This window comes from Rhizobium sp. Root491, assembly GCF_001427205.1.
GTDB lineage: Bacteria > Pseudomonadota > Alphaproteobacteria > Rhizobiales > Rhizobiaceae > Agrobacterium > Agrobacterium tumefaciens.
This window is the reverse complement of the sequence record NZ_LMFF01000020.1, coordinates 92,642-116,663: the sequence shown is the minus strand read 5'-3', so window position 1 is coordinate 116,663 and position 24,022 is coordinate 92,642. Positions and strand designations below refer to the sequence as shown.

At 56.7% G+C, this 24,022-nt stretch carries 27 protein-coding genes, 5 pseudogenes and 1 riboswitch; of the genes and pseudogenes, 18 read left to right on the top strand and 14 right to left on the bottom strand.

Features of this window, described 5'->3' with window-relative positions; all coding sequences use genetic code 11:
- Nucleotides 1-411: 411 nt before the first annotated feature.
- From ASD46_RS27985 to ASD46_RS25775, 3 genes and pseudogenes are all read left to right on the top strand, one after another.
- Nucleotides 412-554: pseudogene (locus tag ASD46_RS27985) on the top strand (Fic family protein); the annotation flags it as partial.
- 194 nt (nt 555-748) lie between these two features.
- Nucleotides 749-962, top strand: a riboswitch (cobalamin riboswitch).
- Between the two features lie 102 nt (nt 963-1,064).
- On the top strand, nt 1,065-2,042 hold the full coding sequence (locus ASD46_RS25780; protein WP_003517106.1) for a DUF1852 domain-containing protein: 978 nt from the start codon (nt 1,065-1,067) through the stop codon (nt 2,040-2,042).
- Nucleotides 2,043-2,066: 24 nt separating this feature from the next.
- Nucleotides 2,067-3,095, top strand: a complete 1,029-nt coding sequence (locus ASD46_RS25775) for a methionine synthase (RefSeq protein ID WP_060642998.1) — start codon at nt 2,067-2,069, stop codon at nt 3,093-3,095.
- 352 nt (nt 3,096-3,447) lie between these two features.
- Here ASD46_RS25775 and ASD46_RS25770 read toward each other — a convergent pair whose 3' ends face one another.
- Nucleotides 3,448-3,885 (bottom strand): helix-turn-helix domain-containing protein, encoded by a 438-nt coding sequence (locus ASD46_RS25770; protein ID WP_320187778.1) that lies wholly within the window; start codon nt 3,883-3,885, stop codon nt 3,448-3,450.
- 98 nt (nt 3,886-3,983) lie between these two features.
- Between ASD46_RS25770 and ASD46_RS25765 the strand changes: the two genes are divergently transcribed.
- The 3 genes from ASD46_RS25765 to ASD46_RS25755 all read left to right on the top strand — a co-directional run bounded on the left by ASD46_RS25765 (nt 3,984) and on the right by ASD46_RS25755 (nt 5,944).
- Entirely contained in the window at nt 3,984-4,196 is a 213-nt protein-coding gene (locus ASD46_RS25765; RefSeq protein ID WP_320187777.1) for a hypothetical protein, read from the top strand.
- Between the two features lie 190 nt (nt 4,197-4,386).
- Nucleotides 4,387-4,698, top strand: coding sequence for a helix-turn-helix domain-containing protein (locus ASD46_RS25760; RefSeq protein ID WP_060642997.1), 312 nt, complete (start codon nt 4,387-4,389; stop codon nt 4,696-4,698).
- Complete coding sequence (locus ASD46_RS25755) at nt 4,691-5,944, top strand: type II toxin-antitoxin system HipA family toxin (protein WP_060643050.1); 1,254 nt, start codon at nt 4,691-4,693, stop codon at nt 5,942-5,944. The genes ASD46_RS25760 and ASD46_RS25755 overlap by 8 nt, the downstream gene beginning before the upstream one ends.
- A 119-nt stretch (nt 5,945-6,063) precedes the next feature.
- Here the strand turns inward: ASD46_RS25755 and ASD46_RS25750 are convergent, their stop codons facing one another.
- Nucleotides 6,064-7,017, bottom strand: a complete 954-nt coding sequence (locus ASD46_RS25750; RefSeq protein ID WP_060642996.1) for a LysR family transcriptional regulator — start codon at nt 7,015-7,017, stop codon at nt 6,064-6,066.
- 93 nt (nt 7,018-7,110) lie between these two features.
- On the opposite strand from ASD46_RS25750, the gene ASD46_RS25745 reads away from it, so the two are divergent.
- Complete coding sequence (locus tag ASD46_RS25745; protein ID WP_060642995.1) at nt 7,111-8,070, top strand: MBL fold metallo-hydrolase; 960 nt, start codon at nt 7,111-7,113, stop codon at nt 8,068-8,070.
- 198 nt (nt 8,071-8,268) lie between these two features.
- On the opposite strand, the pseudogene ASD46_RS25740 reads toward ASD46_RS25745, so the two are convergent.
- A pseudogene (locus tag ASD46_RS25740) lies at nt 8,269-8,712 on the bottom strand (LysR substrate-binding domain-containing protein); the annotation flags it as partial.
- Nucleotides 8,713-8,782: 70 nt separating this feature from the next.
- The gene (locus ASD46_RS25735) at nt 8,783-9,013 is read right to left on the bottom strand and encodes a BrnA antitoxin family protein (protein ID WP_060643049.1); all 231 of its coding nucleotides are present in this window, start codon (nt 9,011-9,013) and stop codon (nt 8,783-8,785) included.
- Here ASD46_RS25735 and ASD46_RS27900 point away from each other — a divergent pair.
- The 9 genes and pseudogenes from ASD46_RS27900 (at nt 9,004) to ASD46_RS25695 (ending at nt 16,392) form a co-directional block, all read left to right on the top strand.
- The gene (locus tag ASD46_RS27900; protein ID WP_156390112.1) at nt 9,004-9,357 is read left to right on the top strand and encodes a VOC family protein; all 354 of its coding nucleotides are present in this window, start codon (nt 9,004-9,006) and stop codon (nt 9,355-9,357) included. The two genes, ASD46_RS25735 and ASD46_RS27900, sit on opposite strands and share 10 nt — an antisense overlap.
- Nucleotides 9,354-10,238 (top strand): annotated as a pseudogene (locus tag ASD46_RS26850) (arginase family protein). Before ASD46_RS27900 ends, ASD46_RS26850 begins: the two are co-directional and overlap by 4 nt.
- A 359-nt stretch (nt 10,239-10,597) precedes the next feature.
- Nucleotides 10,598-10,735 carry a low affinity iron permease family protein gene (locus ASD46_RS26845; RefSeq protein ID WP_306627472.1) on the top strand — a complete coding sequence of 46 codons (138 nt, stop codon included), beginning with the start codon at nt 10,598-10,600 and terminating at the stop codon, nt 10,733-10,735.
- Between the two features lie 555 nt (nt 10,736-11,290).
- The gene (locus ASD46_RS25720; RefSeq protein WP_060642993.1) at nt 11,291-11,608 is read left to right on the top strand and encodes a hypothetical protein; all 318 of its coding nucleotides are present in this window, start codon (nt 11,291-11,293) and stop codon (nt 11,606-11,608) included.
- A 29-nt stretch (nt 11,609-11,637) separates the two neighbouring features.
- On the top strand, nt 11,638-12,240 hold the full coding sequence (locus ASD46_RS25715; protein WP_060642992.1) for a general stress protein: 603 nt from the start codon (nt 11,638-11,640) through the stop codon (nt 12,238-12,240).
- A gap of 72 nt (nt 12,241-12,312) precedes the next feature.
- A complete protein-coding gene (gene catE, locus ASD46_RS25710; RefSeq protein WP_060642991.1) occupies nt 12,313-14,466 on the top strand; it encodes a catalase C in 2,154 nt (717 codons plus the stop codon).
- Nucleotides 14,467-14,514: 48 nt separating this feature from the next.
- The gene (locus tag ASD46_RS25705; RefSeq protein ID WP_060642990.1) at nt 14,515-15,015 is read left to right on the top strand and encodes a ferritin-like domain-containing protein; all 501 of its coding nucleotides are present in this window, start codon (nt 14,515-14,517) and stop codon (nt 15,013-15,015) included.
- Nucleotides 15,016-15,096: 81 nt separating this feature from the next.
- Nucleotides 15,097-15,756 carry a DUF6766 family protein gene (locus ASD46_RS25700; RefSeq protein ID WP_060642989.1) on the top strand — a complete coding sequence of 220 codons (660 nt, stop codon included), beginning with the start codon at nt 15,097-15,099 and terminating at the stop codon, nt 15,754-15,756.
- A gap of 9 nt (nt 15,757-15,765) precedes the next feature.
- Nucleotides 15,766-16,392: a cysteine hydrolase family protein gene (locus tag ASD46_RS25695; protein WP_060642988.1), complete on the top strand. Its 627-nt coding sequence runs from the start codon at nt 15,766-15,768 to the stop codon at nt 16,390-16,392.
- 30 nt (nt 16,393-16,422) lie between these two features.
- Here ASD46_RS25695 and ASD46_RS25690 read toward each other — a convergent pair.
- The 3 genes and pseudogenes from ASD46_RS25690 to ASD46_RS25680 form a co-directional block, all read right to left on the bottom strand.
- Nucleotides 16,423-17,193, bottom strand: a pseudogene (locus tag ASD46_RS25690) (SDR family NAD(P)-dependent oxidoreductase); the annotation flags it as partial.
- A 10-nt stretch (nt 17,194-17,203) separates the two neighbouring features.
- Nucleotides 17,204-18,371, bottom strand: a pseudogene (locus tag ASD46_RS25685) (zinc-dependent alcohol dehydrogenase).
- 191 nt (nt 18,372-18,562) lie between these two features.
- Nucleotides 18,563-18,793 (bottom strand): hypothetical protein, encoded by a 231-nt coding sequence (locus ASD46_RS25680; RefSeq protein ID WP_060642987.1) that lies wholly within the window; start codon nt 18,791-18,793, stop codon nt 18,563-18,565.
- A gap of 462 nt (nt 18,794-19,255) precedes the next feature.
- On the opposite strand from ASD46_RS25680, the gene ASD46_RS25670 reads away from it, so the two are divergent.
- On the top strand, nt 19,256-19,780 hold the full coding sequence (locus ASD46_RS25670; RefSeq protein ID WP_060642985.1) for a sigma-70 family RNA polymerase sigma factor: 525 nt from the start codon (nt 19,256-19,258) through the stop codon (nt 19,778-19,780).
- Between the two features lie 81 nt (nt 19,781-19,861).
- Here ASD46_RS25670 and ASD46_RS27895 read toward each other — a convergent pair whose 3' ends face one another.
- From ASD46_RS27895 to ASD46_RS25650, 6 genes are all read right to left on the bottom strand, one after another.
- Complete coding sequence (locus ASD46_RS27895) at nt 19,862-20,341, bottom strand: DUF3459 domain-containing protein (protein WP_323455155.1); 480 nt, start codon at nt 20,339-20,341, stop codon at nt 19,862-19,864.
- Between the two features lie 218 nt (nt 20,342-20,559).
- Nucleotides 20,560-21,042: a hypothetical protein gene (locus ASD46_RS27890; RefSeq protein ID WP_323455154.1), complete on the bottom strand. Its 483-nt coding sequence runs from the start codon at nt 21,040-21,042 to the stop codon at nt 20,560-20,562.
- The gene (locus ASD46_RS27885; protein ID WP_320188088.1) at nt 20,970-21,404 is read right to left on the bottom strand and encodes an alpha-amylase family glycosyl hydrolase; all 435 of its coding nucleotides are present in this window, start codon (nt 21,402-21,404) and stop codon (nt 20,970-20,972) included. Before ASD46_RS27885 ends, ASD46_RS27890 begins: the two co-directional genes overlap by 73 nt.
- Nucleotides 21,405-21,558: 154 nt before the next feature.
- Complete coding sequence (locus tag ASD46_RS25660; RefSeq protein ID WP_060642984.1) at nt 21,559-21,786, bottom strand: hypothetical protein; 228 nt, start codon at nt 21,784-21,786, stop codon at nt 21,559-21,561.
- 124 nt (nt 21,787-21,910) lie between these two features.
- A complete protein-coding gene (locus tag ASD46_RS25655; protein ID WP_060642983.1) occupies nt 21,911-22,693 on the bottom strand; it encodes a Crp/Fnr family transcriptional regulator in 783 nt (260 codons plus the stop codon).
- Nucleotides 22,694-22,708: 15 nt separating this feature from the next.
- A complete protein-coding gene (locus ASD46_RS25650) occupies nt 22,709-23,068 on the bottom strand; it encodes a hypothetical protein (RefSeq protein ID WP_060642982.1) in 360 nt (119 codons plus the stop codon).
- 249 nt (nt 23,069-23,317) lie between these two features.
- On the opposite strand from ASD46_RS25650, the gene ASD46_RS25645 reads away from it, so the two are divergent.
- Nucleotides 23,318-23,566, top strand: a complete 249-nt coding sequence (locus ASD46_RS25645; RefSeq protein WP_320188089.1) for a hypothetical protein — start codon at nt 23,318-23,320, stop codon at nt 23,564-23,566.
- Nucleotides 23,567-23,590: 24 nt separating this feature from the next.
- Here ASD46_RS25645 and ASD46_RS25640 read toward each other — a convergent pair whose 3' ends face one another.
- Nucleotides 23,591-23,929: a hypothetical protein gene (locus ASD46_RS25640; RefSeq protein ID WP_060642980.1), complete on the bottom strand. Its 339-nt coding sequence runs from the start codon at nt 23,927-23,929 to the stop codon at nt 23,591-23,593.
- Nucleotides 23,930-24,022 lie beyond the last annotated feature (93 nt).

Genomic DNA, 24,022 nt, shown 5'->3' with positions numbered 1-24,022 from the left:
GCCGTTGCGCCGGAGATTGGAAACGGGGACGCATGACGCTGCTGAAAGCGGCGAAAAGCGTAAAACCGCAACGTTGACTGCCGACTAGCAGTTCCAGTGATTCAAGCCTGACGGTACGATTAACGAAGCCGAATACCGCCCACTGCCAGACCTGTCAGATGCCCGGTGCGGATCGGAACTCCCTGTGCACCTTCAACGACATGGGGCGGTTCGAAGGCCCGAGCACAAATTCGGCGGTGCTGATGCGGATACGCGTCCGTGATGTTATCGGCCCGCAATTTAAGGGTGCTTGCCTTCGCTCATTCGCTATTTAATTCAAACGCCGATTCCTTTATTAGCGCTGCGCCGGCACAGTAGGGCATGTCCGAATAGCATCCCAACCTCCGGCGAGGCCGCTTCAATGAAACGCCTGTGGCAGGCGAAATCATGCGCGCCTTCTAGCTGCCCCAATTGCCTCCTGAACCGTCGATCGACGTACTGGCTCTTCTGGAGCGACTAAGTCTGGCGGAACGCGCTCTGGGCGCCTGGACGGTATCACCAGGCTGCTCCCGCGCTAGGAACTATTCGTGGTGTGGTCTGATCCTTTCAACTGCGTGGAGCGAGACGTTTGCCACGGCCAGGTCCGCGTATGTGAGAATCGCCTGACAACGCCGAATGCAACCTACTCGGTCGGAACCGGCGATGGAAACGCAGACTTAAGGACATAAAGATATCGTTATATGATGTTGACCGATGGCGTAGCTTACCATATGGTCGTCACGCCTAAGGTTCCCCAGTCGTTGCACGCAACGTGCCGGGGCTAAGAGGGAAGTCGGTGCTCCGTGTCATGCGGAAAAGCCGACGCTGCCCCCGCAACTGTAAGCGGCGAGCTGAAGTCCAACATGTCACTGGTTTACCCCGGGAAGACGGACGGAAGTGATGATCCGTGAGCCAGGAGACCTGCCTTTGGTGAAATAACGTCCACGGGCGGGGTGTCCCAGTGTGCCGTAGCAAAGGCTGCATTGTCGCGGCCTGTCTTGCTATGCGTCCGCAGACCCATGCCCCCAACTTTACAGGGGCACAACATGTCTCAGACCTGCATTTTTACGATCACGAGCGTACCCTTCGATGAGGACTATCGTCCTTCAGAAAATACGCGCATCACCACCAATTTCGCCAATCTGGCTAGGGGCGAAAAGCGGCAGGAAAACCTGCGCAATGTCATGCGCATGATCGACAGCCGCTTCAACGCCCTCGCTCACTGGGATAATCCCAAATCGGACCGATACTCGGTCGAGTTGGAGATCATTTCGGTCGATATGAGCTTCGATGTCGCAGGTGAAAAATTTCCCCTCATCGAGATACTGAAGACGACGATCATCGATCACAAAACCAGTGAGCGTATCGACGGCATTGTGGGGAATAACTTCTCCTCCTATGTGCGAGACTACGACTTCAGCATTGTCCTGCCGGAGCATAACAAGAGCGTTCCTGCCTTCAGCATTCCGGCCGACTTCGGCGACCTGCATGGAAACCTGTTCAAGTCTTTTCTGCGGTCGGATGCCTACCGCTCGTACTTTCGCAAGCCGCCGGTCATTTGCATCAGCGCCTCGACCAGCAAGACCTATTACCGGACCGAAAATCATCACCCCGTGATGGGCGTCGAATACCGGCAGAATGGGTTCTCGTCCACCGACCAGTATTTCGGGAAAATGGGATTGCAGGTTCGCTACTTCATGCCTGCAGGCAGCGTTGCGCCGTTGGCCTTCTACTTTGTTGGGGACTTGCTGGGCGACTACTCCAATATTGAGCTAATCGGCGTCATCAGCACGATGGAAACGTTTCAGAGAATTTATCGCCCCGAAATCTACAATGCGAACGCAGCAGCCGGGACATTTTACCAGCCCAACCTCAAGCACCAGGACTATTCGCTGACCCGGGTCATTTACGATCGCGACGAACGAAATCGCTTGGCGGTGGATCAGGGTAAGTTCACCGAAAAACACTTCATCAAGCCATACCGCGCCGTCCTTGAGCAATTGTTTGCTCACCGCCCCGCCTGAGCATCACTTAGAAGAGGTCCCATCGTGAAGAAACTTCTCCCCACATCGACGGCTGGCAGCCTGCCGAAACCCTCCTGGCTTGCGCACCCCGAAAAACTGTGGTCGCCCTGGAAGCTGGAGGGCGAGGAATTACTGGAAGGCAAGAGAGATGCCCTGCGCCTTTCACTGGACGATCAGCAACAGGCCGGCATCGACATCGTCAGTGATGGCGAGCAAACACGCCAACATTTCGTCACGACTTTCATCGAGCACCTCGACGGGGTCGATTTTGCAAAACGCGAGACAGTCAGAATTCGCGATCGCTACGATGCGAGTGTCCCAACAGTCGTCGGCGCCGTGTCTCGCCAGAAGTCCGTGTTCGTCGAAGACGCCAAGTTTTTGCGCCAGCAGACCAAACAACCCATCAAATGGGCGTTGCCGGGTCCGATGACGATGATCGATACTCTCTTTGACGGCCATTATAAGAGCCGTGAAAAGCTTGCCTGGGAATTTGCCGGGATACTCAACGAGGAAGCAAAGGAATTGGAGGCTGCCGGCGTCGATATCATCCAGTTCGACGAACCTGCCTTCAACGTTTTCTTTGACGATGTGAATGACTGGGGTGTTGCCACTTTGGACAGGGCAATTGAAGGGCTGAAGTGCGAGACCGCCGTCCATATCTGCTACGGTTACGGCATAAAGGCCAATACGGATTGGAAAAAGACACTCGGGTCAGAATGGCGGCAGTATGAGGAAACTCTCCCCAAGCTGCAGAAATCCGGCATCGGTATGATCTCCCTCGAATGCCACAATTCTCATGTCCCAATGGATCTTCTGGAACTTGTTCGAGGTAAGAAAGTGATGGTCGGGGCCATCGATGTGGCAAGCAATACCATCGAAACCCCGGAGGAAGTCGCTGCAACGCTGCGCAAGGCGCTTAAGTTTGTCGACGCAGATAAACTTTGCCCCTGCACCAATTGCGGCATGGCCCCCCTGTCTCGTCGTGTGGCAAGAGACAAGCTGAATTCCTTGAGCGCAGGAGCTGAGATCGTCCGAAGAGAGCTCACTGTTTAGTTTTTTGATAGTCTGAACCTGCGGATGGCAGCCGTTCGCCGCCACCGCGCCCATCGCGACAAACGCTGGGAGACTTACGAATGGCTATAAGGTCACGGCGCGGATCATCCTGACGGCTTCGACGGATGTCCGCCTCTTGGCGCAAAGCTGCCAAGACGGCCTGTTCAAGCCGGCAATTCCGAAGAGCAGGTCGTCCCCAGATTAGAAAATTTACACATTCATTACCACCTCAACTGAGGATGTGATGGTTTTCATCCTTTCAAGGCGCACAACAAGTCGCTTGCCATGTAAGTCCGTCGCTATCCACCGTCCACGAACCCGTCTACGTCAAACGGGTGCTGCTTGCTTTGCACTACTGCACTCGATATTCGCGTGGCGCGACACCGAACTGGTTCCGAAACGATCGGCTAAAATGCGAGAGGTCATTGAATCCCCATCGGAAAGCGATCTCTCCAATAGAGCTGCCACGTTTGGTACGCAGATCGTCCGCGCATTTTTGCAACCTTTGCCGAAGCAAAAACTGGCTAAATGTCTCGCCGCTGTCTTCCAGCAGTCGGTGAACATAGCGAACCGAAATGCGGAAATGTTCGGCTGCCTTCGCCGGTGTCAGTGCCGGATCTGCCGCATGCGAAGTGATGTAATTGATCAGGGAAAAAGCGAGCTGATTGCGCAATGTCCCCCTTGCTCGGTCCCCCTCGCGATCGGATACGCCGAGAACCAGCGCAACCAGTTCCACCAAATGGTTGGTGATGGAAAAGGACGCGGCGGCGTCGAGATGCTCGGCATTCATCGCAATCGATGACAGATAGTCGGTCGCAAGACACGCAAGTGGAGCACTGCTTCCTCGGAGCAGAGTACGATGGTCTTCCTGAACAGGTCAGGACAGAGGTGCAGACCTTCGCTGACGTCAATATCGCCTGGCTAGCGGAGCGGCTGCTCGATGCCGGCCTGACGGATGAGAAGGGGAGCGATGCGCGGGCAAGATCAATCTTCGCCGCGATCGCGGGCGCGCAGCTCCTTGCCCGAAACCGGGCCGATATCTCGCTCTTCAACACGATGATCCAAAGCTATCAAGAGGCAGGCATGTTGCCGGGCGGATAGGAGCGGAGATTTAAAGAAGGGTGTATTGCGGGTGTGCTTCCAGTTTCGGTGCCTCAGTAGAGGAAACAAAATTGATCTGTAAGAAGATCTTTTAGTCCCATATGATCCCTATTGGCTAGTTTGACATACGCATATGCAGTGAGATACGTAAATATATCATAATGGGAAAGATGAATCGTTAAGGTATCATATGAAGTCGGTTCCGGAGGCTCTTCAGGACATAGGGCGGCTGCTCAAGACGTCGCGCAAGACTTTGGGCCTCACCCAGGAGCAGGTTGCGGATATGGCGGGTATATCGCGACCGCGGTACCGCGAGATTGAGGCTGGAGCCAGCGCTGCCCGTACGACCACTCTGATCAACATTGGTCGTGCGCTTGGTCTGGAACTGATGCTCATCCCTCAAGCAATGGTCCCGGCGGTTGAAGCTTTACTGCAGCCAGGTGGCGCCGAAGATGACCTTCCTGCTTTCGTCGCCAGTCCTGATGGTGATGGCAATGTCTGATGCGCCTCTTGATCCAAGATCTATAACCTCACTGGACGTGCTGCTGAATGACCTGAAGGTCGGCGTGATCGTGAGGACGCCGGGAGACTTCAACGCGTTCAGCTTTGAGGAGAGCTATCGACAGACGGGTGGTTTCCCAGTGCTCAGTTTGTCATTTCGCGCGGCACATGGGGGTTTGCGGAAGGACCCGAAGCCTGTCGCAAGGGCTTTGCCATCGTTCTTTGCGAACCTTCTTCCAGAGGATAAACTGCGCGAGGCGATGGAGAAGCACCATTCAGGCAGCGTGCGAGCAGGAAATGATTTCGACCTGCTTGCAACACTCGGATCGGATCTGCCGGGGGCTGTCCGAATTATGCCGAGCGAAGGCAGCGTTGTTTGTAATGAGGGTTTGACACCCCCGAGACCGAAGGCCCGGTTTTCGCTCGCCGGCGTGCAAATGAAACTCTCCGTCATCAAAAACACAGGCAAGGGCGGCGGTCTGACGATCCCCTTAGGCGACGAGCAGGGTTCATATATCGCCAAGTTTCCATCGACATCATTTCCCAGTGTCTCGGAAAACGAATTTGCAAATCTTGCATTGGCCGAAGCGATTGGTATGGACGTGCCGGAACGCGAGCTCGTGGAACAATCGCTGTTCGAGGGTATCCCGGAGGAGTTTGAGACATTGTCCGACGGCAAAGTTCTCCTCGTCAAACGTTTCGATCGCGTTGCCGGTGGTGAACGCATCCATATCGAAGATTTCGCTCAGGTATTCGGCGTCTATCCGTCTCAAAAATATGAGGGGGCCGCATATCATGATATCGCTGTGGCTATTGGGATCGCCGTTTCTTCAGCGGCAGCCCTCGAGTTCGTCCGACGACTGGCTTTGGCAGTCCTGACAGGCAATGGCGACATGCACCTCAAGAATTGGTCGCTGATTTATCATGGGAAGGGTGACAAGCCGGCACTCGCCCCAGTCTATGATGTGCTCTCGACAGTCCCTTACATTCCGTCGGACGCCATGGCACTGTCGCTGGCCGGTGAAAGGCCGTTCAAGGCAATGAACGCCCAGCGATGGAAAGTCTTCGCGCATCGTGCGCGACTGCCTGAAGCTGCTGTGCTGAAGGCTGTTACGGAGACCGTCGAGCGCGTCAACCAGTCTTGGTGGTCTCTGCCTGAACGAGCTGTTTTACCCGATAGAGTGTTGGAACGGATTGATGCCCACATCAAGCTGATGTCGCCGATCCTCGGCACGTGCGCGAATTAGCAATTGGTGTTTTTGCGTAACTCGTTAGCAGTTTCATAGCCCACCAAAACCGATAAGGTCGCTGGTTCATATCCTTTCAAGGTGTTAGGACTTCAGACACATGCTGATCGCCTCGCCCGTCACGCCGTAATATCCGCGGCGTTGCTCCCATTTGTTCTTAGCATCGCCTGACGGATTTGTTGCCGCAACCATGCGCAGCCAAGATCGCTTTCCATATGAAGCGGCCAAACCATTGCCACGGGCGGAAAAGAAAGTGCCAGTGGCACCGGGCTGACCTCAAGTCCCAACAGCGGCCCATAACGAAGCGCGATGCGCGAAGATACGGTGGCAATCACCGCAGACGAACGCGCCGTGGCCAATATCGACATGAAATCGGGAGCCGCCGCCACCACTTCCAGCTCTACACCCGCATGCTCCAGAGCATCCTTGACGCAGCCATGCAGGCTGTCGGTCTGCGAGATCACCGCATGTTGTGCGGCCAAATAGGCATCGATGCTCACCGGGTTGGTAAGCGTTAGCAATTGCGGATTGAAACAGCACAATACGCTGGATTGATAAAGCGGTTCGCAATGGTGCCGTGAGTCCGGCAGGAAACTGCACCCTACAGACAGATCGATGACGCCCGCATCCATCATCCCATCGACTTCTGCCGCATCGCCACCTCGGGCCAGAATACGAATACCCGGGGCGATATCCCGCAACCGCGCTGTCAGATCGGGCAGCAGCAACAGTTCCACCTCGCTGGAAAGCCCCAGCCGGAATGTTCGACGTTCGGTCGCCGGATCGAAGGCATCCGCCATCAACATCGCCGCTTGCGCCTGTCGCAGAGCCTGCCGCACCGGGCCAGACAAATTGAGCGCCCGCGCCGTGGGCTTCATCACCTGCCCGACACGGATGAACAGCTCATCCTGAAACAGCGTGCGCAGGGTGGCTATGTTATGGCTCATAGCGGGCTGCTGGATTTTCAATCGTTGTGCTGCACGCGTTACACTCATCTCTTCCATCATCGCATCGAAGGCGACGAGAAGATTGAGGTCGAAGGAACGAAGATTGAAATGATCGATGACCTGCATGAGTTGTATCGATTTGATTGCTGACTAGCGCATCCTTAGCTGATGGGCAGGAACTTGCAAGCCGTTCCGCACCACAACGTAAGGAGCAAACCCATGCCATCTCGTCGTTCCGTTCTCAAAAGCGCTCTGACTGGCTTCGTCGCAGCGCCCTTTGTCGCGCCATCAATCGTCTTCGCCAAGGCGCCTTTTGCCGCTGTTCAGGCACCGGGTTTCTACCGGCTGAAGATCGGCTCCGTAGAGGTCACAGCCCTGTCGGACGGCACAGTTGCCCTGCCGCTCGCCAAGCTCTACACCAACACTAGCGAAGAACACGCGCAGGGCGCTCTGAATGATGCTTTTCTGCCGGAAATCGTACCAACTTCCGTCAACGCATTCCTGGTCAACACCGGCGAAAGACTGGTGCTGATCGACGCAGGCACCGGTACCTATTTGGGCCCATCGCTCGGCAAGCTCGTGTCCAACATCGAGGCTTCCGGATACAAGGTAGGTGACATTGACGATGTCATCCTCACCCATATTCATACCGATCATTCCGGTGGGTTGATGAGCGAAGGCAAACGCACTTTCCCCAACGCCACATTACGGGTCAATGAGCGGGAGGCGAAATTCTGGCTGAGCCCGGAAAACGCCAAAGCGGCGACCGGCATCGTCAAGCAGCATTTTGGCGAGGCAGACCAGTGCGTGACGCCTTACGTGCGAGCTGGAAAATTTGAAACCTTCGGAGATAACCAAGCACCCGTCCCGGGTCTGGGCTCGATTCTTTATGCCGGACATACGCCGGGTCACAGCGCCATCACGCTGGAAAGCGAAGGCCAGAAGATCGTCTTCTGGGGCGACGTCACCCATGGCGATATCCTGCAATTCGATGAGCCCAGCATCGCCATAGAATTCGATATCGATCAGAAAGCCGCCGTTGCTGCCCGCGACCTTGCATTCAAACAGGCGGTGGACGGTAAATATCTGGTGGCAGGCGCCCATATTGCGTTTCCCGGAGTCGGCCACGTGCGTACAGATAGCACCAATTATGACTGGCTCCCGGTCAACTATTCCTAGGATTAAGATTGACGGTCGGGTTAAGCGATGGCTTGACGAGGCTCAAAATAGCCTCGTCTTCCGCAGCGCCAAAGGTTGTTCTCTACAAGTCCGGCCGGCCCGTATCCACCGTACTTGGTTCAGGTCGAGCGGACGGGAAAGCAGAACCATCTATACGTGCGAGACACGGCGCACCCAGCCAGTTTTCGCCGCGGAAAGCTAGGGCTGTGTCGATCTATGTGCGCGGACATGCTCTATGAGCGCACGCAGCTTGGGCGCCATGTTGCGGCGGTTGGGGAAATAGAGGAAGAACCCGGGAAAGGGGGGCAGATACCCGTCCAACGCCGTGATCAACTCGCCCCGATCGATGTATCGGCGGAACGTTTCCTCCAATGCGAACGTAATACCGGCGCCTGCGAGCGCGGTACGAACCATCAGATGCAGATCGTTCGTGGTGATTTGCGGCTCGACGCCAACGTCGAAAGGTATCCCACCTTCCTCGAACTCCCATCGATACGGCGCAGCACTTGGAGACGGACGCCAGCCGATACAGCGATGATGTACGAGGTCCCGGGGGTGGCGGGGCGTTCCATGGATGTCGAAATATCCCGGAGTCGCGAATACCACTTCTCTCTCTTCTTTTGTGAGTGGCACTGCAACCATAGCTACCGCGTTTTTTTCAGCGGACAGCGTTCGTGGTTGCAGCGTCGACGGTGCGATTCCTGTCAAGAGCTTAATTGAACACATTCATTGCGGCTCGCAGGGCATCGTTGATGCGCTCTTGCCAGCCCTGACCGCCCGCCTGAAAATGCGCGAGGACATCGCTGTCGATCTTCAATGATACAAGCTCCTTGGTGTTCGGGATTGCAGGCCGTTCAACGGCCGGTGCTGCGACCTTCTTTGCCGGTTTGAACAGCGCCTCGGCTGCGTCTTTCGGATTGGACGGTCGTCTGGGTGTTGCCATGGTCATATCCCTTTTGTGTCGTGCGCCTGAATAGCGCAGCCGGTCAGTTTCGTTTCCAGGCTGTATCTCCAACACAGCGGCGGTCGCACCCCACGTGTAGCGGCACGTTTCACTTCAGCGTCCAGGTTCCCATTGACGGAAAACCAGCAACGGTGGGCAATGGCACTCATATAGCCTTTGTTGTCGAGGGTCGTTCGATGGTCGATCGATTTTATGCTGCGGCATTAAAATATGGCGGCAGCGACGATGGGGCTCAGCCGGATTACGATGTCAATTATTATGCGGCGTTCGTCCGCGATCCGGATGGTCACAAGATCGAGGCCGTGACCTATTCCGCGAAATAGCCGCTAACGGAGGCACGTATGCGAACCCTTATGCAATTGTCGAAGCTCCCTCGACGTTGGGCCTGGCCACCGACGGTGCAGACCTCTTGCCCGACCGATTCTTGAGCCTCGGTCTTGCGGAGCGTCTCCACGCGCCACGCCGGGCGGCTGGCGGTGCCTCCTAAGGATCCAACAACCGAGACCGATACCGGTGTCCTAAATGCCAGGGCAATTATGGCGGGGTTACCCGAACTCGCCGACGCGGTGGAAGCGATGCTTGGTAGGGGCGAATTTCCAATCATACTCGGCGGCGATTGCACGATTGTGCTGGGGTCGATGCTCGCGTTTCGACGGCGCGGCCGCTACGGCCTGCTCTCATCGATGGCAACGCGGATTTCTTCTAGCCAGAGGCTGAACCCAACGGCGAGGGTGCCTCGATGGACCTCGCTTTGGCCACCGGCTACGGCCCGTCGCAGTTGACCAATATTGAAGGTCGTGGCCCTCTCGTCCCCCTGAAGACGCCGTCGCGTTCGCATATCGCGACCAAAAGGATCAGGAGGAGTACAGAAGCCAGCCGCTACCAAGGGAACTCAAGGCGATCGATCTTCCCGCCTTGCGCAAAATGGGCATCATGGCTGCTGCGCGCGAAGCGGTTGACCACCTCACCCGGGAGGAACTGGACGGATTTTTCATCCATCTTGATGACGATTGCCTCGACGACGCCCCATGCCGGCAGTGGATTTCCGTATGCTGGGCGGGTTGTCGTGGGGTGAACTGGGAACCGTGCTTCGGGTTGCTTGGCGAGTGGCAAGGCAGTCGGTATCGAAATCACCATCTATAATCCGCTCCTTGATGAAGATAGTGGGGCCGGGCGTGGTCTGGTCGACGTGCTCGCACACTGACCGTAAAAGGCAAACCGAAGCTAGGTTGCGCCGTGCGACCGAGGACGGGTGACATTAAAGCTGCGCAGTGTTCTTTGCCCCGCCGATTGCTCCTCATTCTCCCAGAAGCCGGTAGGGGTTTTGGTCTATCGTGTAAGCGCTAATGCCTTTTCCAGCACGGGATCCCGATCCATGCACAAAACAAAGGCGTCCGTGCAAGAGAGATATTGCGAGGCCTCAAATGCAACGGTCGCTCAACATGTTCGGACGTCCTTGCCTTCTTGTTCGGAGTCTTTGAATTTTGATCTATAGATTACGCTTATCGTCGAGTTGGCAGCGTTATTTTATCGCCTTCAGCCCCAAATTTACTGTTTGGGGTCTTGGAGGTCTGGCAACTAATCATCAATACGGCCACCACCATTGTCACCTCCCTCATGATTTTTCGTGCAGGACTTCCAGATAAGGATTCCGCGGCAATGGAAGCCAATGAAACGCCGGGAGCGGTGGAGAAACCATGATCAGCATGTCTGTGCGTAACACCGTGCATCTGGCTGCTGCTTTAAAAACCACTGCGTATCCAGGGAGCAACGCCTAGCAGCCGGGTCCAGCGAGCGGGTTTAACCGGTTCTCCAATAGTTGAGGTTAGCTGCCGCACGTCGAAGTCGGTGGTCGTCATGTTCTTCTGTATGACCAGGCTTCATCTCACGAAAAAGCACGTTTTTACATGCCAGCAATTATTTTTCGGAACTCTCCGTATGTCGTGCGGTTCGGGAGGCGTCCAATTTCGGACCTTTCGAAATCGTCACATGGAGGAGACGAGCCATGGCAAATCAAGGCGGTACCCATCAGGGCCAGAAAAGCAGTGGCAGCAAGAACGGCAACGACACACGCCAAGGATGACACCAAGCAGGGCGGCACGCATGAGCAGCATGTGAAGGGCGGCCAGCAAAGTCAGAAGAACGACCGGTGATACCGATCTGCAAACGGGTTCCCGTCGGATGGAAGGGAACCCGGAACGAAAAGTCGATTGGCCCCACAGAGGGGCCAAGGATACCAAGCGGAGGAAAAACCAGATGAAAACGATTATTCTCGTTGCGGCATTTGTTGGAGCCAGTGCGCTTTCGGCCTTTGCCCAGCAGGCTCCGGCCGCCAATCCCGGCGGAGACACGCCGGCTGTCGCGACACCGGATAGCAAGAACCCCACAGCGCCGGTGGAAGGCGCCAACAGCTTCACCGAGGCGCAGGCCAGGGAACGCATCGAAGAGGCGGGATATACCGGGGTCAAGGACCTGAAGAAAGACGACAAGGGCGTCTGGATGGCATCGGCCATGAAGGGCGAAAAAATGGTCGCCGTAGCGCTCGACTACCAGGGCAACGTTGTCGCCAAATAAGGCGCGCAGGATTTTTTGGGAGAAATGACATGAGAACCGTAACCGGACTTTTTGACGACTATGACGACGCAAGCGCTGCTGTCAGCGAACTTGAGACCGCGGGCGTGCCGTCAAGCGATATCAGTATCGTTGGCAGTAATGCCGACAGACGGCACGGAGAAGACACGAACGCCGCTGAAGGCGCGGGCACGGGTGCAGGGATCGGAGCCGTTGTCGGAGGCGCGGGCGGCCTGCTGACCGGGCTTGGATTGATGGCAGTCCCCGGCGTCGGGCCTGTCGTCGCGGCAGGCTGGCTTGCCGCGACGGCCGTCGGGGCGGCGGGCGGTGCGGTCGCCGGCGGCGCTGCCGGTGGACTCATCGGCGCCATGACCCGTTCGGGCGTTTCCGAGGATGACGCCAATGTCTATGCCGAAGGCGTAAGAAGGGGCGGCACGCTCGTCACGGCCAGAGTGGAAGAAGACCTTGTGCCAGAGGCGGAAGACATCCTCAGACGGTCCAACTATGTCGATCCGGTGGAACGCCGTGCCGCCTATAACGAGCAAGGCTGGACACGCTTTGACGACACGCTCAGCCCTTATGCGTCGGAAGACGTTGAAAGGGAGCGGACCCGGTATCGTCGTTCCGCAATTTAAGAGGAACCATCGTCGTTCACCAAGGGGTCTCGTCTTCTCAGGGCCCCTTGCCAACTCCTTGCAGGAGCTCCAATGGCCAGAAAACCAGATTCCACCTCGCCCGCCAGGAAAACCGTGACTGTTACCATCCACGACCAAAAACTTGATCGCGGATCCGGTGGCGAATTGCACCAAACCGTCGACGGCGACGGGTCCGTATTAACAACTGCTCAGGGGGGACCGGTCTCTGATGATCAGAATTCTCTTCGGATCGGTGCCCGTGGACCACTCGTCGTCGACGATTTCCATTTCCGCGAGAAGATTTTTCATTTCGACCATGAGAGAATTCCGGAGCGTGTCGTCCACGCCCGGGGTTACGGAGCGCATGGGTATTTTGAGACCTATGAATCGCTTGCCGCCTATACCAAGGCTGACCTGTTTCAGCGGGCCGGTGAAAAGACCCCTGCCTTCGTCCGGTTCTCGACAGTCGCCGGCAACAAGGGCTCAGCCGATCTTGCGCGTGACGTACGCGGCTTCGCCGTGAAGCTCTACACCAAGGAAGGAAATTGGGATCTCGTCGGCAACAACATTCCCGTCTTCTTCATTCAGGACGCAATCAAGTTTCCGGACCTCATTCATGCCGCCAAGCAAGAGCCCGACCGCGCCTTTCCGCAGGCGCAAACAGCGCATGACACCTTCTGGGATTTCATCAGCCTGACGCCCGAAAGCATGAACATGGTCATGTGGATCATGTCGGACCGGACTATTCCGCGTTCCTTCCGGTTTATGGAAGGGTTTGGCGTACACACCTTCCGCCTCATCAATGCGAAAGGAGAATCGAGCTTCGTGAAGTTTCACTGGAAGCCGAAACTTGGGTTGCAATCGGTGGCGTGGAACGAAGCGGTCAAGATCAACGGCGCCGATCCCGACTTCCATCGGCGTGATCTCTGGACTGCGATCCAGTCCGGCAATTTCCCGGAGTGGGAGTTGCAGGTGCAGCTTTTCGACCAGGACTTCGCCGACAGTTTCGATTTTGACGTTCTTGATCCCACCAAGATCATCCCCGAGGAGATATTGGCGCCCAAACCGGTCGGCCGGCTCGTCCTTGATCGTATGCCGGACAACTTTTTTGCCGAGACCGAACAGGTGGCGTTCATGACGCAGAACGTTCCGCCGGGCATCGATTTCAGCAATGATCCGCTGCTGCAGGGCAGGAATTTTTCCTATCTCGATACGCAGTTGAAGCGCCTGGGCGGGCCAAACTTCACACATCTGCCGATCAATGCGCCCAAGTGTCCTTTCGCGCATTTTCAGCAGGACGGCCATATGGCGGTGCGCAACCCGACCGGACGGGCCAATTATCAGCCGAATTCCTTCGGAGAGGGTCCAAGGGAATCGCCGATGCGTGGTTTCCAGCATTTCTCCGCTGAAGAGCAGGGGCCCAAGGCGAGGCTGCGGCCGGAAAGTTTTGCCGATCACTACAGCCAGGCGCGCCAGTTCTACATTAGCCAAACGCCGCCTGAACAACGCCATATCGCATCGGCGCTCACCTTCGAACTCAGCAAGGTGGAAACACCGGTCATCCGTGAGAGGATGGTCGCGCATCTTCTCAATATCGATGAAACGCTTGCTGCGACGGTGGCGCAGAAGCTCGGCTTGCAAGCCATGCCGAAGCCCGCGGATGCCGCCATGCCGACCCGTCAGGATCTTGAGCCTTCGCCGGCGCTCAGTATCGTTCAGCGTGGGCCCAAACGGTTCGAGGGTCGCAAGCTCGGTATTCTCATCACCGACGGTGTGGATGCAAAACTGCTGAAGGGGCTGACCAAAGCGGTGACGGCCGAAAAAGCCGTCTTCGAGTTGATCGCGTCGAAGGTTGGCGGCGTGATGGCGTCGGACGGCACCTTCATCGAGGCACATCATATGATCGATGGCGGTCCTTCGGTGCTTTTCGATGCGGTGGCGCTGCTGACATCGGCGGCGGCCGTCGATGAACTGATCAAGGAAGCAACCGCGAGGGATTTCGTCGCCGACGCGTTCCAGCACTGCAAATTCATCGGCTACGACCAGTCGGCGCTGCCGCTTCTGGAAAAAGCGGGAATTGCGGACGCCATGGATGAGGGGGTGCTGCCTTTGCCAGGCGAGGAGGGACTGGCGGCCTTTGTGTCCGAACTCGGCAAATTGCGGGTGTGGGCGCGCGAGCCGTCGGTGAAACTCGGCAAGGCCTCCGTTCCCGTTAATGAGCAATGACGAACATCTGATTTCCCACTCACCGACCAAAGCAACAGGAGACTAAAAATGGCTGAGAAGACATTGGAAGACCTTTTCCTCAATACGGTGAAGGACATTTATTTTGCCGAGCGCCAGATCCTCAAGGCGCTTCCGAAGATGGCGCGCGCTGCGCAATCGCCGGACTTGAAGGCGGCATTCGAAAAACACAGGGACGAGACAGAGGTCCATGTGGAGCGTTTGCAGAATGTCTTTGAACTGCTCGGCAAGCCGGCGCGCGGCAAGACCTGTGAGGCGATCCAGGGCATCATCGCGGAAGGCGAGGAAATCATGGAGGAATTCAAAGGCTCGTCCGCGCTTGATGCCGGGCTCATTTATTCGGCGCAGGCCGTGGAGCATTACGAGATCACCCGGTACGGCACATTGAAGACGTGGGCGGTTGAACTCGGCATGAAGGAAGCGGCCAAACTGTTCGAACAGACGCTGGGCGAAGAAAGCGCGACGGACACGGCGCTCTCGTCGCTTGCCCAGGCCAGAGCGAACGTGAAGGCCAAATCCAAGGCGGCGTGAGCGGTCCGTCACCTGGGAGGTGCCGCTCAAACCTGCGGCACCTTCGATTTTTCAGTTGTCTCTTTCATGCGAGGCTGAACCATGAGGCTGTTTCGCGACAATGGATTGGCGATTGTCCTTGTCCTGACTTCCGTATTGACGATCGGTGGTATGCTGGCGACCGGTTGGGCGGTTTACAATGAGGAGCTGGCGCAACATCACGCCATGCCTCTCACGTTTTTTTCTTATGCAAAGAGCGGTCATTTTCTTTCCGCTTTGTTTGAAAACTGGGAGAGCGAATTCCTCCAGATGTCGGCTTACGTGATGCTGACCGCATTTCTTTTTCAAAGAGGCTCGTCGGAGTCCAAGGATCCTGACAAGACTGCCTCGCAGGATGAAGACCCTGCCCAAAAAGAAGATGATCCCAAGGCGCCCTGGCCGGTAAAACTTGGAGGATTTATCCGTGCCATTTATTCCTATTCCCTGGGTCTGGCGCTGTTCTTCCTTTTTATCGTCAGTTTTCTCCTGCATCTGAAATACAGTGCCGACACGGCGGCGTTGGAAGCCGCCATGCACGGCGAGCCCGAGACGACGCTGTTTGCGCATCTGGGAAGCGTAGAATTCTGGTTTGAATCGTTTCAGAACTGGCAATCGGAGTTTCTGTCGACTGCGGTCCTCGTCGTTCTTTCCATCTTCCTGCGCTTTCGCGGATCGCCGGAATCAAAGCCGGTTGCCGCTCCTCACGGCGAGACCGGCGGGTAGGGAGGAGGCATGATCAAATTTTCGGACGAGGGAGACTGGCGGCACCTGTGCGTCGATATGCAGCGCGTTTTCGCCGAGGATACACCATGGCATGTCGAATGGATGGACCGCATCAGCGAAGAGGTGGAGGCCGTGGTTCAGGCGGATCCAGCCCGCTGCATCTTCACCTGTTTTACGCCGCCGAAAACCGTAGAAGAGGCTCCCGGTGCATGGCGGGCCTATTATGAAAAATGGCCGATGATGACGCAGCAGGCCCTGCCTCGTGAGCTCATCGAGGTAATCCCCTCCCTATCGCGCTATATCCCACCCGCCCGTATCTTCCGCAAAAGCGTCTATTCGCCGTGGCAACATGGGGGTCTCGGCGAAATCCTGCGGAAAGAGCATGTATCGACGATTGTGATAACAGGCGGAGAAACGGATGTCTGCGTTCTCGCCACCGTTCTGGGTGCGATAGACCAAGGTTTCCATGTCATTCTGGTAGAGGACGCGCTTTGCAGCGGAAGGGATGCGACACACGACGCAGCGTTAAAGCTGCTCTCCGGCCGTTATTCGACGCAGCTGCAGGTCTGCGATACGGCGACACTCCTCGGTGCTCTTCCGTCGCAATCCGCTCGGTGGCTCATAAAATCCCCGTAGGCCAGCGTCACTTTTCTTCCGGGGCAACCATTTTGCGGTGTGTTTTGGTAGGATCTCGGATGAGGTCACGTTTGCCGCAGCCGACATCAGCTTGTTTTTCCAGCCGGACACGACGTCACCGTCGCCATTCATCATCGCATCATAGCCGATTTGCGCGACGAAGCCCGGATCGTCCTTCTTCTGTTTGCCGACCGGCGTATCGAGCATATCTGCGCGCTCGAAAAATGCCGTTTCTGTTGCTCCGGGCATCAGGCAGGTAACGGTAACGCCGGTGCCATCCAGCTCTTCACGAAGTGCGAATGAGAAGGAATTAATAAACGCTTTTGTCGCGTTATACACCGCCTGAAAGCTGCCGGGCATGAAACCGGCAATGGAGCCCGTGAACAGGATCCGGCCGCTGCCGCGCTGGCGCATGCCGTTGCCTATCGCATGCACCAGCGCAACGGTGCCGCTGACATTGGTGGCTATCACCCGCTGGATCGCATCCATTTTCTGATCCAGAAAACCGTTGCCCAGCCCCTGTCCCGTGTTCGCAAACAGCAGATCGACCGGGCTCTCTTTCGTCGCTATGCGGGAGAGAATTTTTTCCAAGCCTGCCTGTGTTTAAAGGTCGGCTTGCACCGCCTCCACTTCCATTCCCGCCGCCCGTAACTTCGTAGCGGCCGTTTCAATTTCCGCTTCGTCAGCCACGATGATGAGATTGTAACCGTCCTGCGCGGCGCAACTTGCCAGTTCGTACCCGATGCCTGACGATGCGCCAGTAATCACAGCAAGGCCCTTGATGGATTTTTTCGCAGGCATGGTTGTGCTCCTATGGCTTCAGGACGACCTTGATGCAGCCATCGTCGCGGTGGCTGAACATTTTATAAAGATCAGGGCCTTCATCGAGGGTGGCGCGGTGGGTGATGACGAAGGAGGGGTCTATCTCTCCCTTCTCGATCCGCCCCAGAAGGGTGGGTAGATAGGCCTGCACAGGTGTCTGAGCCATTCGTAATGTCAGGCCGCGATTGATCGCGGAGCCCATCGGGATCTTGTCGAGAAAACCGCCATAGACGCCGACGATCGAGACTGTGCCGAAGTTACGGCATCAATAAATAGCCTGCCGCAGCACATGTGGACGGTCCGTCCCCATGAATGTCGCCACCTTGATACGGTCGAGCCGCGAATCCCATCCGGCGGCCGGATCCGGTTCCGTCCCCACGGCGTCGATGCAGGCGTCGGCGCCGCGACCATGGGTCAATTCCATGATCTGCTCGTAAATATCGTCATCCAGATAATTCAGTGTGAGCGCGCCTGCGGCGGCCGCAAGGGCGATCCGTTCGGGTACGGAATCGATGGCTATGACGCGTTCCGCACCCAAAAGGAAGGCGGAGCGGATGGCCATCTGGCCGACATGTCCGCAGCCCCAGATGGCAATCGTATCGTCGGGCTGGATATTACAGAAATCCGCCGCCATGTAACCGGTCGGAAATGTCTGACAGGAACAGGACCTGCTCGTCCGTCAGCCCGTCGGGAACCTTGACAGGCCCGACATCGGCATCGGGAACCCGCATATATTCGGCCTGGCCCCCGCTGAAACCGCCCAGAAGGTGCGTGTAGCCGAACAGCCCGGCGGGGGAGTTTCCCCACATCTCCCGAACCTTATGCGGGTGGGGGTTGCTGCGCTCGCAGCCGGAGTAAAACCCTCTTTTGCAGAAGAAACATTCTCCACAGGCAATGGTAAAGGGAACGACGACCCGGTCTCCGACCTTCAGGGTCTTGTTGTCCCTACCGACGTCGACAACTTCGCCCATGGTCTCGTGGCCCATTATGTCGCCGCCGTGCATTTCGGGCATGATGCCGTTGTAGAGATGAAGATCAGAACTGCAGATTGCGCACGCGGGCACCTTGATAATCGCGTCGCGGCCGTGCTCCATTTATGGGTCGGGGACACTCTCACAGCGAATGTCGTGCTTACCGTGCCAAGTCAGGGCCTTCATGGTCGGTGTTCCTTCCAGATGGTGGAGCGGCATGTGCGCCGGGTCCACGCCTAACCGGGGGTCCTCATCAAAGTTCCAGGCTTTTTTGGCGACCGCGGCGCACCACGACGCGCAGCAACGGGCGCCGAGCCCAATCCATCGAACTGCTGATCGAGGACCTGACACGGTGAAAATTGCGATTTTCGACCGGATTAACCCCTGAAATCGCCCTCGTTGGTGTCCCGTTCGTCGTAGTTCAAATCCCAGTCTTTTTCGGGCTTTTTGACCCCGGGTGGCAGCTTGTTGGCGGTTGCATCGTCTGAGCCGGTGATAACCCTTGGCTTGGCGCTCGCGATGCCGTTGTTATCAGAGGTTTTTTTGCCGCGTGCAAATTGCGGTTCGCTGTCCTTGTGGATCTGCTTCAGCTTGTCGTCCTTGTTCATGACATCCTCCTTGATCCGTGCCTAACCATTTTCCCGCGCCAATGTTCCCTCAAAGCCTTCGTCACGCCGGAACATCCCTCCGGCGGCATGGTTAGAAAACTGCGGGGGATGCGGATCCCTCATTCCCGAAACCACAAACGGAGATGAAGCGATGAGCCCACCAGACGATGACACCAAGCCAGAGCCCGGTACGGATGATGCTCGTTCCGGCAATAGCGACGATAGCCGAAAGGACAGGGAAGAGACGAGAAAAAACGCGGAACGCATGATTGAACAGAGGCATCCGAAACGACCACCCGGCAGCGCGGACAGCGCCTGAAACCACGTTGGCTTGACGTAAGCATGCCCGCCCAGGCGTTTCCGATAAGACCTTAGAATCGTCGCAGATTTCGCTATTGTACGTTGGCGTACAGCAACCAATGCGTCTGCCGAGACATTTGCCCATAGTGAAAGGATGGGAAAATGGCCAAGCACGCTGTGAGTGGAGTTTCCGGAAACACATTAAATGATGCGCAGCTGGAGGTGTTGCGTATCGGTATTGCGGATCTGGCGCCGGCCTTGACGGCTTTTGCCCGCCGCTTTGTCAGAAACGAAGAGGATGTCGACGATCTCGTTCAAGAGACGATGTTGCGAGGACTGCGGTCCCTGCACGGTTTTACGCCCGGCACGGCGTTGAAATCATGGCTCTTCACCATTTTGCGCAACACGTTCTGTACCCGCTACAAGGTGTCTAAACGCGAATGCGTAGGCTTGCCCGTTGGTATCGAGCAGACCATGTCTACCCCTGCTGGCCAGGAATGGCGTGTGCAGCATCAGGAAGTCATGCGGGCGATACGGAATCTCGACAAGGATCAAAAAAAAGCTCTGCTGCTTGTCGCCGGAGGGACGAGTTACTCCGATGCCGCGGCCATTTGCGGCTGCCGGGTGGGCACCATCAAAAGCCGGGTGAACAGGGCAAGGGAATCGCTTCGGCGCAATCTTGACTAAAGTGTAATTTCTCACAGTGCGGACGCCTCGTCCGTCCAACCGCATGCACTCGAGAGCGCTTTTCCGGCGGATCGCCGGAAATCATATTTCGGTGAGTTGAACCGGCCGCGCAAGACATTGCCGCGGCCGTTTTGTTTCTTTGCTCCTGTCAGCGGTCACCGATCGCAAATTGCAGGGCATAATCGCCATAGCTTGTGCCCTCGACACTGCCGTGCGGAAAAAGGTTTCCCCCTGCGCGGCCGGAAGACTGGTGAGGTTTGGCGAAAGGTTGGCGCGCATTTCCAGCCGTCCCGCGCTGAAATACCAGTCGATCGCCAGACACTGGGTCTCGCAGTCAAGGGAAACCTCCCTCTCGAAATCCGAGCACAGTAGCGGCCAGATGTAGCGGCGCCGTTTCTCAAGCAATGCCTTCATCCTTTCCCTGGGCAGCTTCCCCTCGGTCGTTTCCGCCTCATCCCACTTCAGGGTGGAGATTTGCATCGTGGGCAGATCATTCGGATCCAGCACCACCTCTGGGGCCTCGGGAGGTAATTCGCCCTGGAAGCTTTCCGCCTGTTTCAACCGATTCTTGATCTCCTGCTACCGGTCGTTTTCCGGGTGGTCTGAAAAAAAGAAGAACGGGTTGGTCGAACCATGGTCGTCGCCCATGAACATCAGCGGCGTCTGCGGGGCGAGGAGGAGGATCGTCTCAAGCATATCGAAAAGGGAAGGTTGTATCAGGGAACGCAGCCGCTCCCCGCGCAGGCGGTTACCGGCCTGATCGTGGTTATGCAGAAAGTTTACGAACCGGTGGGGCGGGAGATGGCTGCTGGGTTCACCGCTTCCGGCAAAATTATGAGAAGGCCGCGGGTGGCCTTGATAGACAAAGCCGGTTGCGAGCGAGCGGCGAAGACCGTATAGGGCTGGTTGGCGAAATCTTCGTAAATGCCACCGTCCTCATGCGTGGTGGCAACATGGATCACGTGGTGAAAGTCGTCGTTCCATTCGGCATCGACACCGACGAGGCCATCAGACGAAGGTGTCATGGGTGAGGCTGCATTTCGCGCGTCTTCCGTCACGATATGGACATGCCTGCTTGTTATCGTCCATTTCACGTGCCCTTCCATCTCGATCAGAAAATCGACGTCTCCGTCGCCGCCGGCGAGATGGTCGGCGGCATCGATCCGCAGCCCGTCAAACCGATAGGCCTCTAGCCAGTAGAGCGCGTTCTGGAGAAAGAACGACCGCAGCTCTGCGCAGTTGAAGTCCGGCGCGGTCCCCACGGCGTCCCGCCCTGCTTAAAGAATGTGGGAGCAAACGCCTCAATTGCGTTCCCCGTGGTGCCAAAGTGGTTATAGACGACATCCAGCAGCACCATGATGCTGTGGGCGTGGGCCTTATCTATAAAGGGCTTGAGGTCTTCGGGCGTGCCATACTCTCGCTGGGGCGCGAACTGCAGAACGCCGTCATAACCCCAGCCGCGACTGCCCGAGAAGGTCGCCAGCGGCATGAGTTCGACAACCGTCACACCGATGCTTGCGAGATATTCAAGCTTCTCCGCTGCGGCCGCAAATGTTCCCTCTTTTGTAAAAGTTCCGACATGAAGCTCATAGACGACCGCTTCGTGCCACGGCCGGCCTTTCAAGTCGGGGTTTTTCCAGCGGAAGTCATGGTTGACGATAAGGGAGGGGCCGAGCGGGCCTTCGTCCCCGCATGGCGAGATGCAGGATTATCGGAAACCTGGGAGGTGAAAAACTAAGCTGAAATCGTGGCAGGATGCCACCCGTCAGACCTGGATGTCAGCCGACACGCAATTTGGTTCGGAAATAGAGAGCGGCCAATTGCTGGAGTTTCGACGGATCGACGACGCCGCGATCATACATTTTCAGGACATAGCGGGCGACCTCTGCAGGGCATAGATCGGGGTCGCGTTCCGCAGACACAACATTTTCGTAGGCTGCCTTAACGATATTGATGTCTTCGTTCAGAAAAATTCCAGCACTCAGGTATTCGTGATTGGTTTGCATTTCACCTCCTTGAAACGCGCTCGGCGTTTCACAGCATGAGGGAAGATGCATTTATCTTATAGAGAAACGACCAAAGGTAAATGTTCGCAAGCGTACCAACGGCAACTGAGAACGGCCGCCCGGCCTACCGAACTCCCTCGCTCGCAATAACAGTCAGGTCGTCAAGCGCGGAATCAGAGCTGTTTTTGCGCATAAAACGGGCGAGCATTCGATTGTTTTCCTCCTCGGGCACGCCGTAGAGATCGCCGGCATAGGTCTCAAGCATCTCGCGGTTCTTGATCGTAATTCGTCCCCTTTCGGAGCGAATGAACCCAAGGCTTTCCAGCACGTGGAGAGCGTCCGTTACGCTCGCGCGTCTGACTGCCAGCATGGTTGACAGGAATTCGTGGGTCAGTTGCAGCTGATTGCTTTCCACCCGGTCGTGGCACATCAGGAGCCAGCGGGCGAGGCGCTCCGTTACGGACTGGGTGGCATTCGAAGATGCCGTGAATTGTATCTGTGTTCTTGAGACGTGCAGGGCGCAGACCAGAATGTCGAAGAATACCCGATGTTTTGAAACAAGCGCGTCAAACGACCTGATATCCATGAAAAGTGCTTCGCCCGGAGCCTGCGTGACGATTTCAGTCAGGTTCGTTTCCGCGCCTGCTACGGCTCCCGCCGGCACGAACCCCTCTTTGCCGACAACTCCCGCCTCGGTCTTGCGCCCCGATTTGGTGACGACAACAACGGAAGCTATGCCGGATGACAGGAAGAAGACACCCTCGATTGCCCCGCCGGCGGGTATCAGCACGTCGCCCAGTGCGAGCTTGATAGGCCTGCATGCGTCTGCAACCTCAACCCGGACGTCATCGGGTAAATGCGAAAGCAGAATATTCGCTTCGCCATGGCTATCGGGTTGCTTCAGCATGACACGTGCCTCCCTTTAATGTCTTATGCCTCCTCCTTGCGCCATCAAGGCGGAAACAATGTTTTCAATGTCTTTTGAACGATTGGAGAGGACAAAAGGTCCCGGCTCGCTATCGATGACCACGTCGGGCACGAAAAAAAGATAGGGAATGGCTTCGCCATCCAACTGCCCGGTGAGGCGTAGCAGGATGTTTGCCTCGTAACGAACGTCGATAATCGCGGCGGTAAATTTCAGAGCGGCTTCACTCTCTATGAAACTTGCGGAATACGGTCCTTCAAGGCCAATCTGCGCGTGAAACCAGGCCATTCTGATTTCCGGCGTCACGGTATCAGTCATGCCAATGATTGCGATGGTGAGGCGTTTGACTGTCTGCATGCTCTACTCCTCGCATACCACTGCATGCGTGTGCCTTTCCCCTTACCATAACGCCTGAGCAGGATGATTTCAGCCGCCCCCAGTCGGAATTTATCAAACAAGCGCGAGAGGGCTGGCGCGGCGTTGGGCATCGCGTCCCGATGATGAAAACCTCTTGCGGCGGTTTTCCTCGCCGCCGTCCCGCTTCGGGGGCGGAACAATTGCGGATGGGCGGGGTTGGGATGCCGCGCGCCCATGAGGAGGTATCGGATGCAGGCAAAAGACAATGACTTGGCTGATCCGCCACGGGAAAGCATCAGGCTTGAGCAGGATATAAACCGACCGGTAAGTGAAAGGCTCGATTCAAAGTTTTCACCCATCGGCGTAGATGACGGCGATTTTCGCCGCCGCGAACGCACCTGGAAAACCATGATGGTCTATGCGCTTGTGATATTTGCGCTGGCGGCCGCCATTGCGCTCTATTTTTTAATCGCGACGCATCCCGGTCGCACCGCGTGAGCCGGCGCCGGCCCGTCGTTTCGCCTAGACTTTACCCGCCTCCAGATTGTGACCATCAGTCGACGGCGGAACGCTGATTTCTGCGCTTCTGCGTCGCAGGGGAACATCCACCTGATGGGGCACCGCCACCATTACCTGAAGCGACCGGGACACCCGATTGGGGGCTGCGGTATCGGTCAGCGTCATATGGGTAGTTTGAGCGAAGCGTCTCGCCTCTTCGGTCCGCAGCATATCGTTCTCCAGCAGCTTTGCTGCCGCGAGCGCGAGATGTCGGCTGGGATAAACTCCTCTTATGATATCAGAGATGACGACGGCCCATCCATTTTCATGCGCCGTGATCTGGTATTCGGTGTTCTTTTTCATGGTGTTCAAGCCTCCCTGTTTGGCAGCCCCTAACCACGATTGGAAGAGCTTGTTCCAGATATTGAAGGCGGATGCGGCGGATTGCTTTCGCTA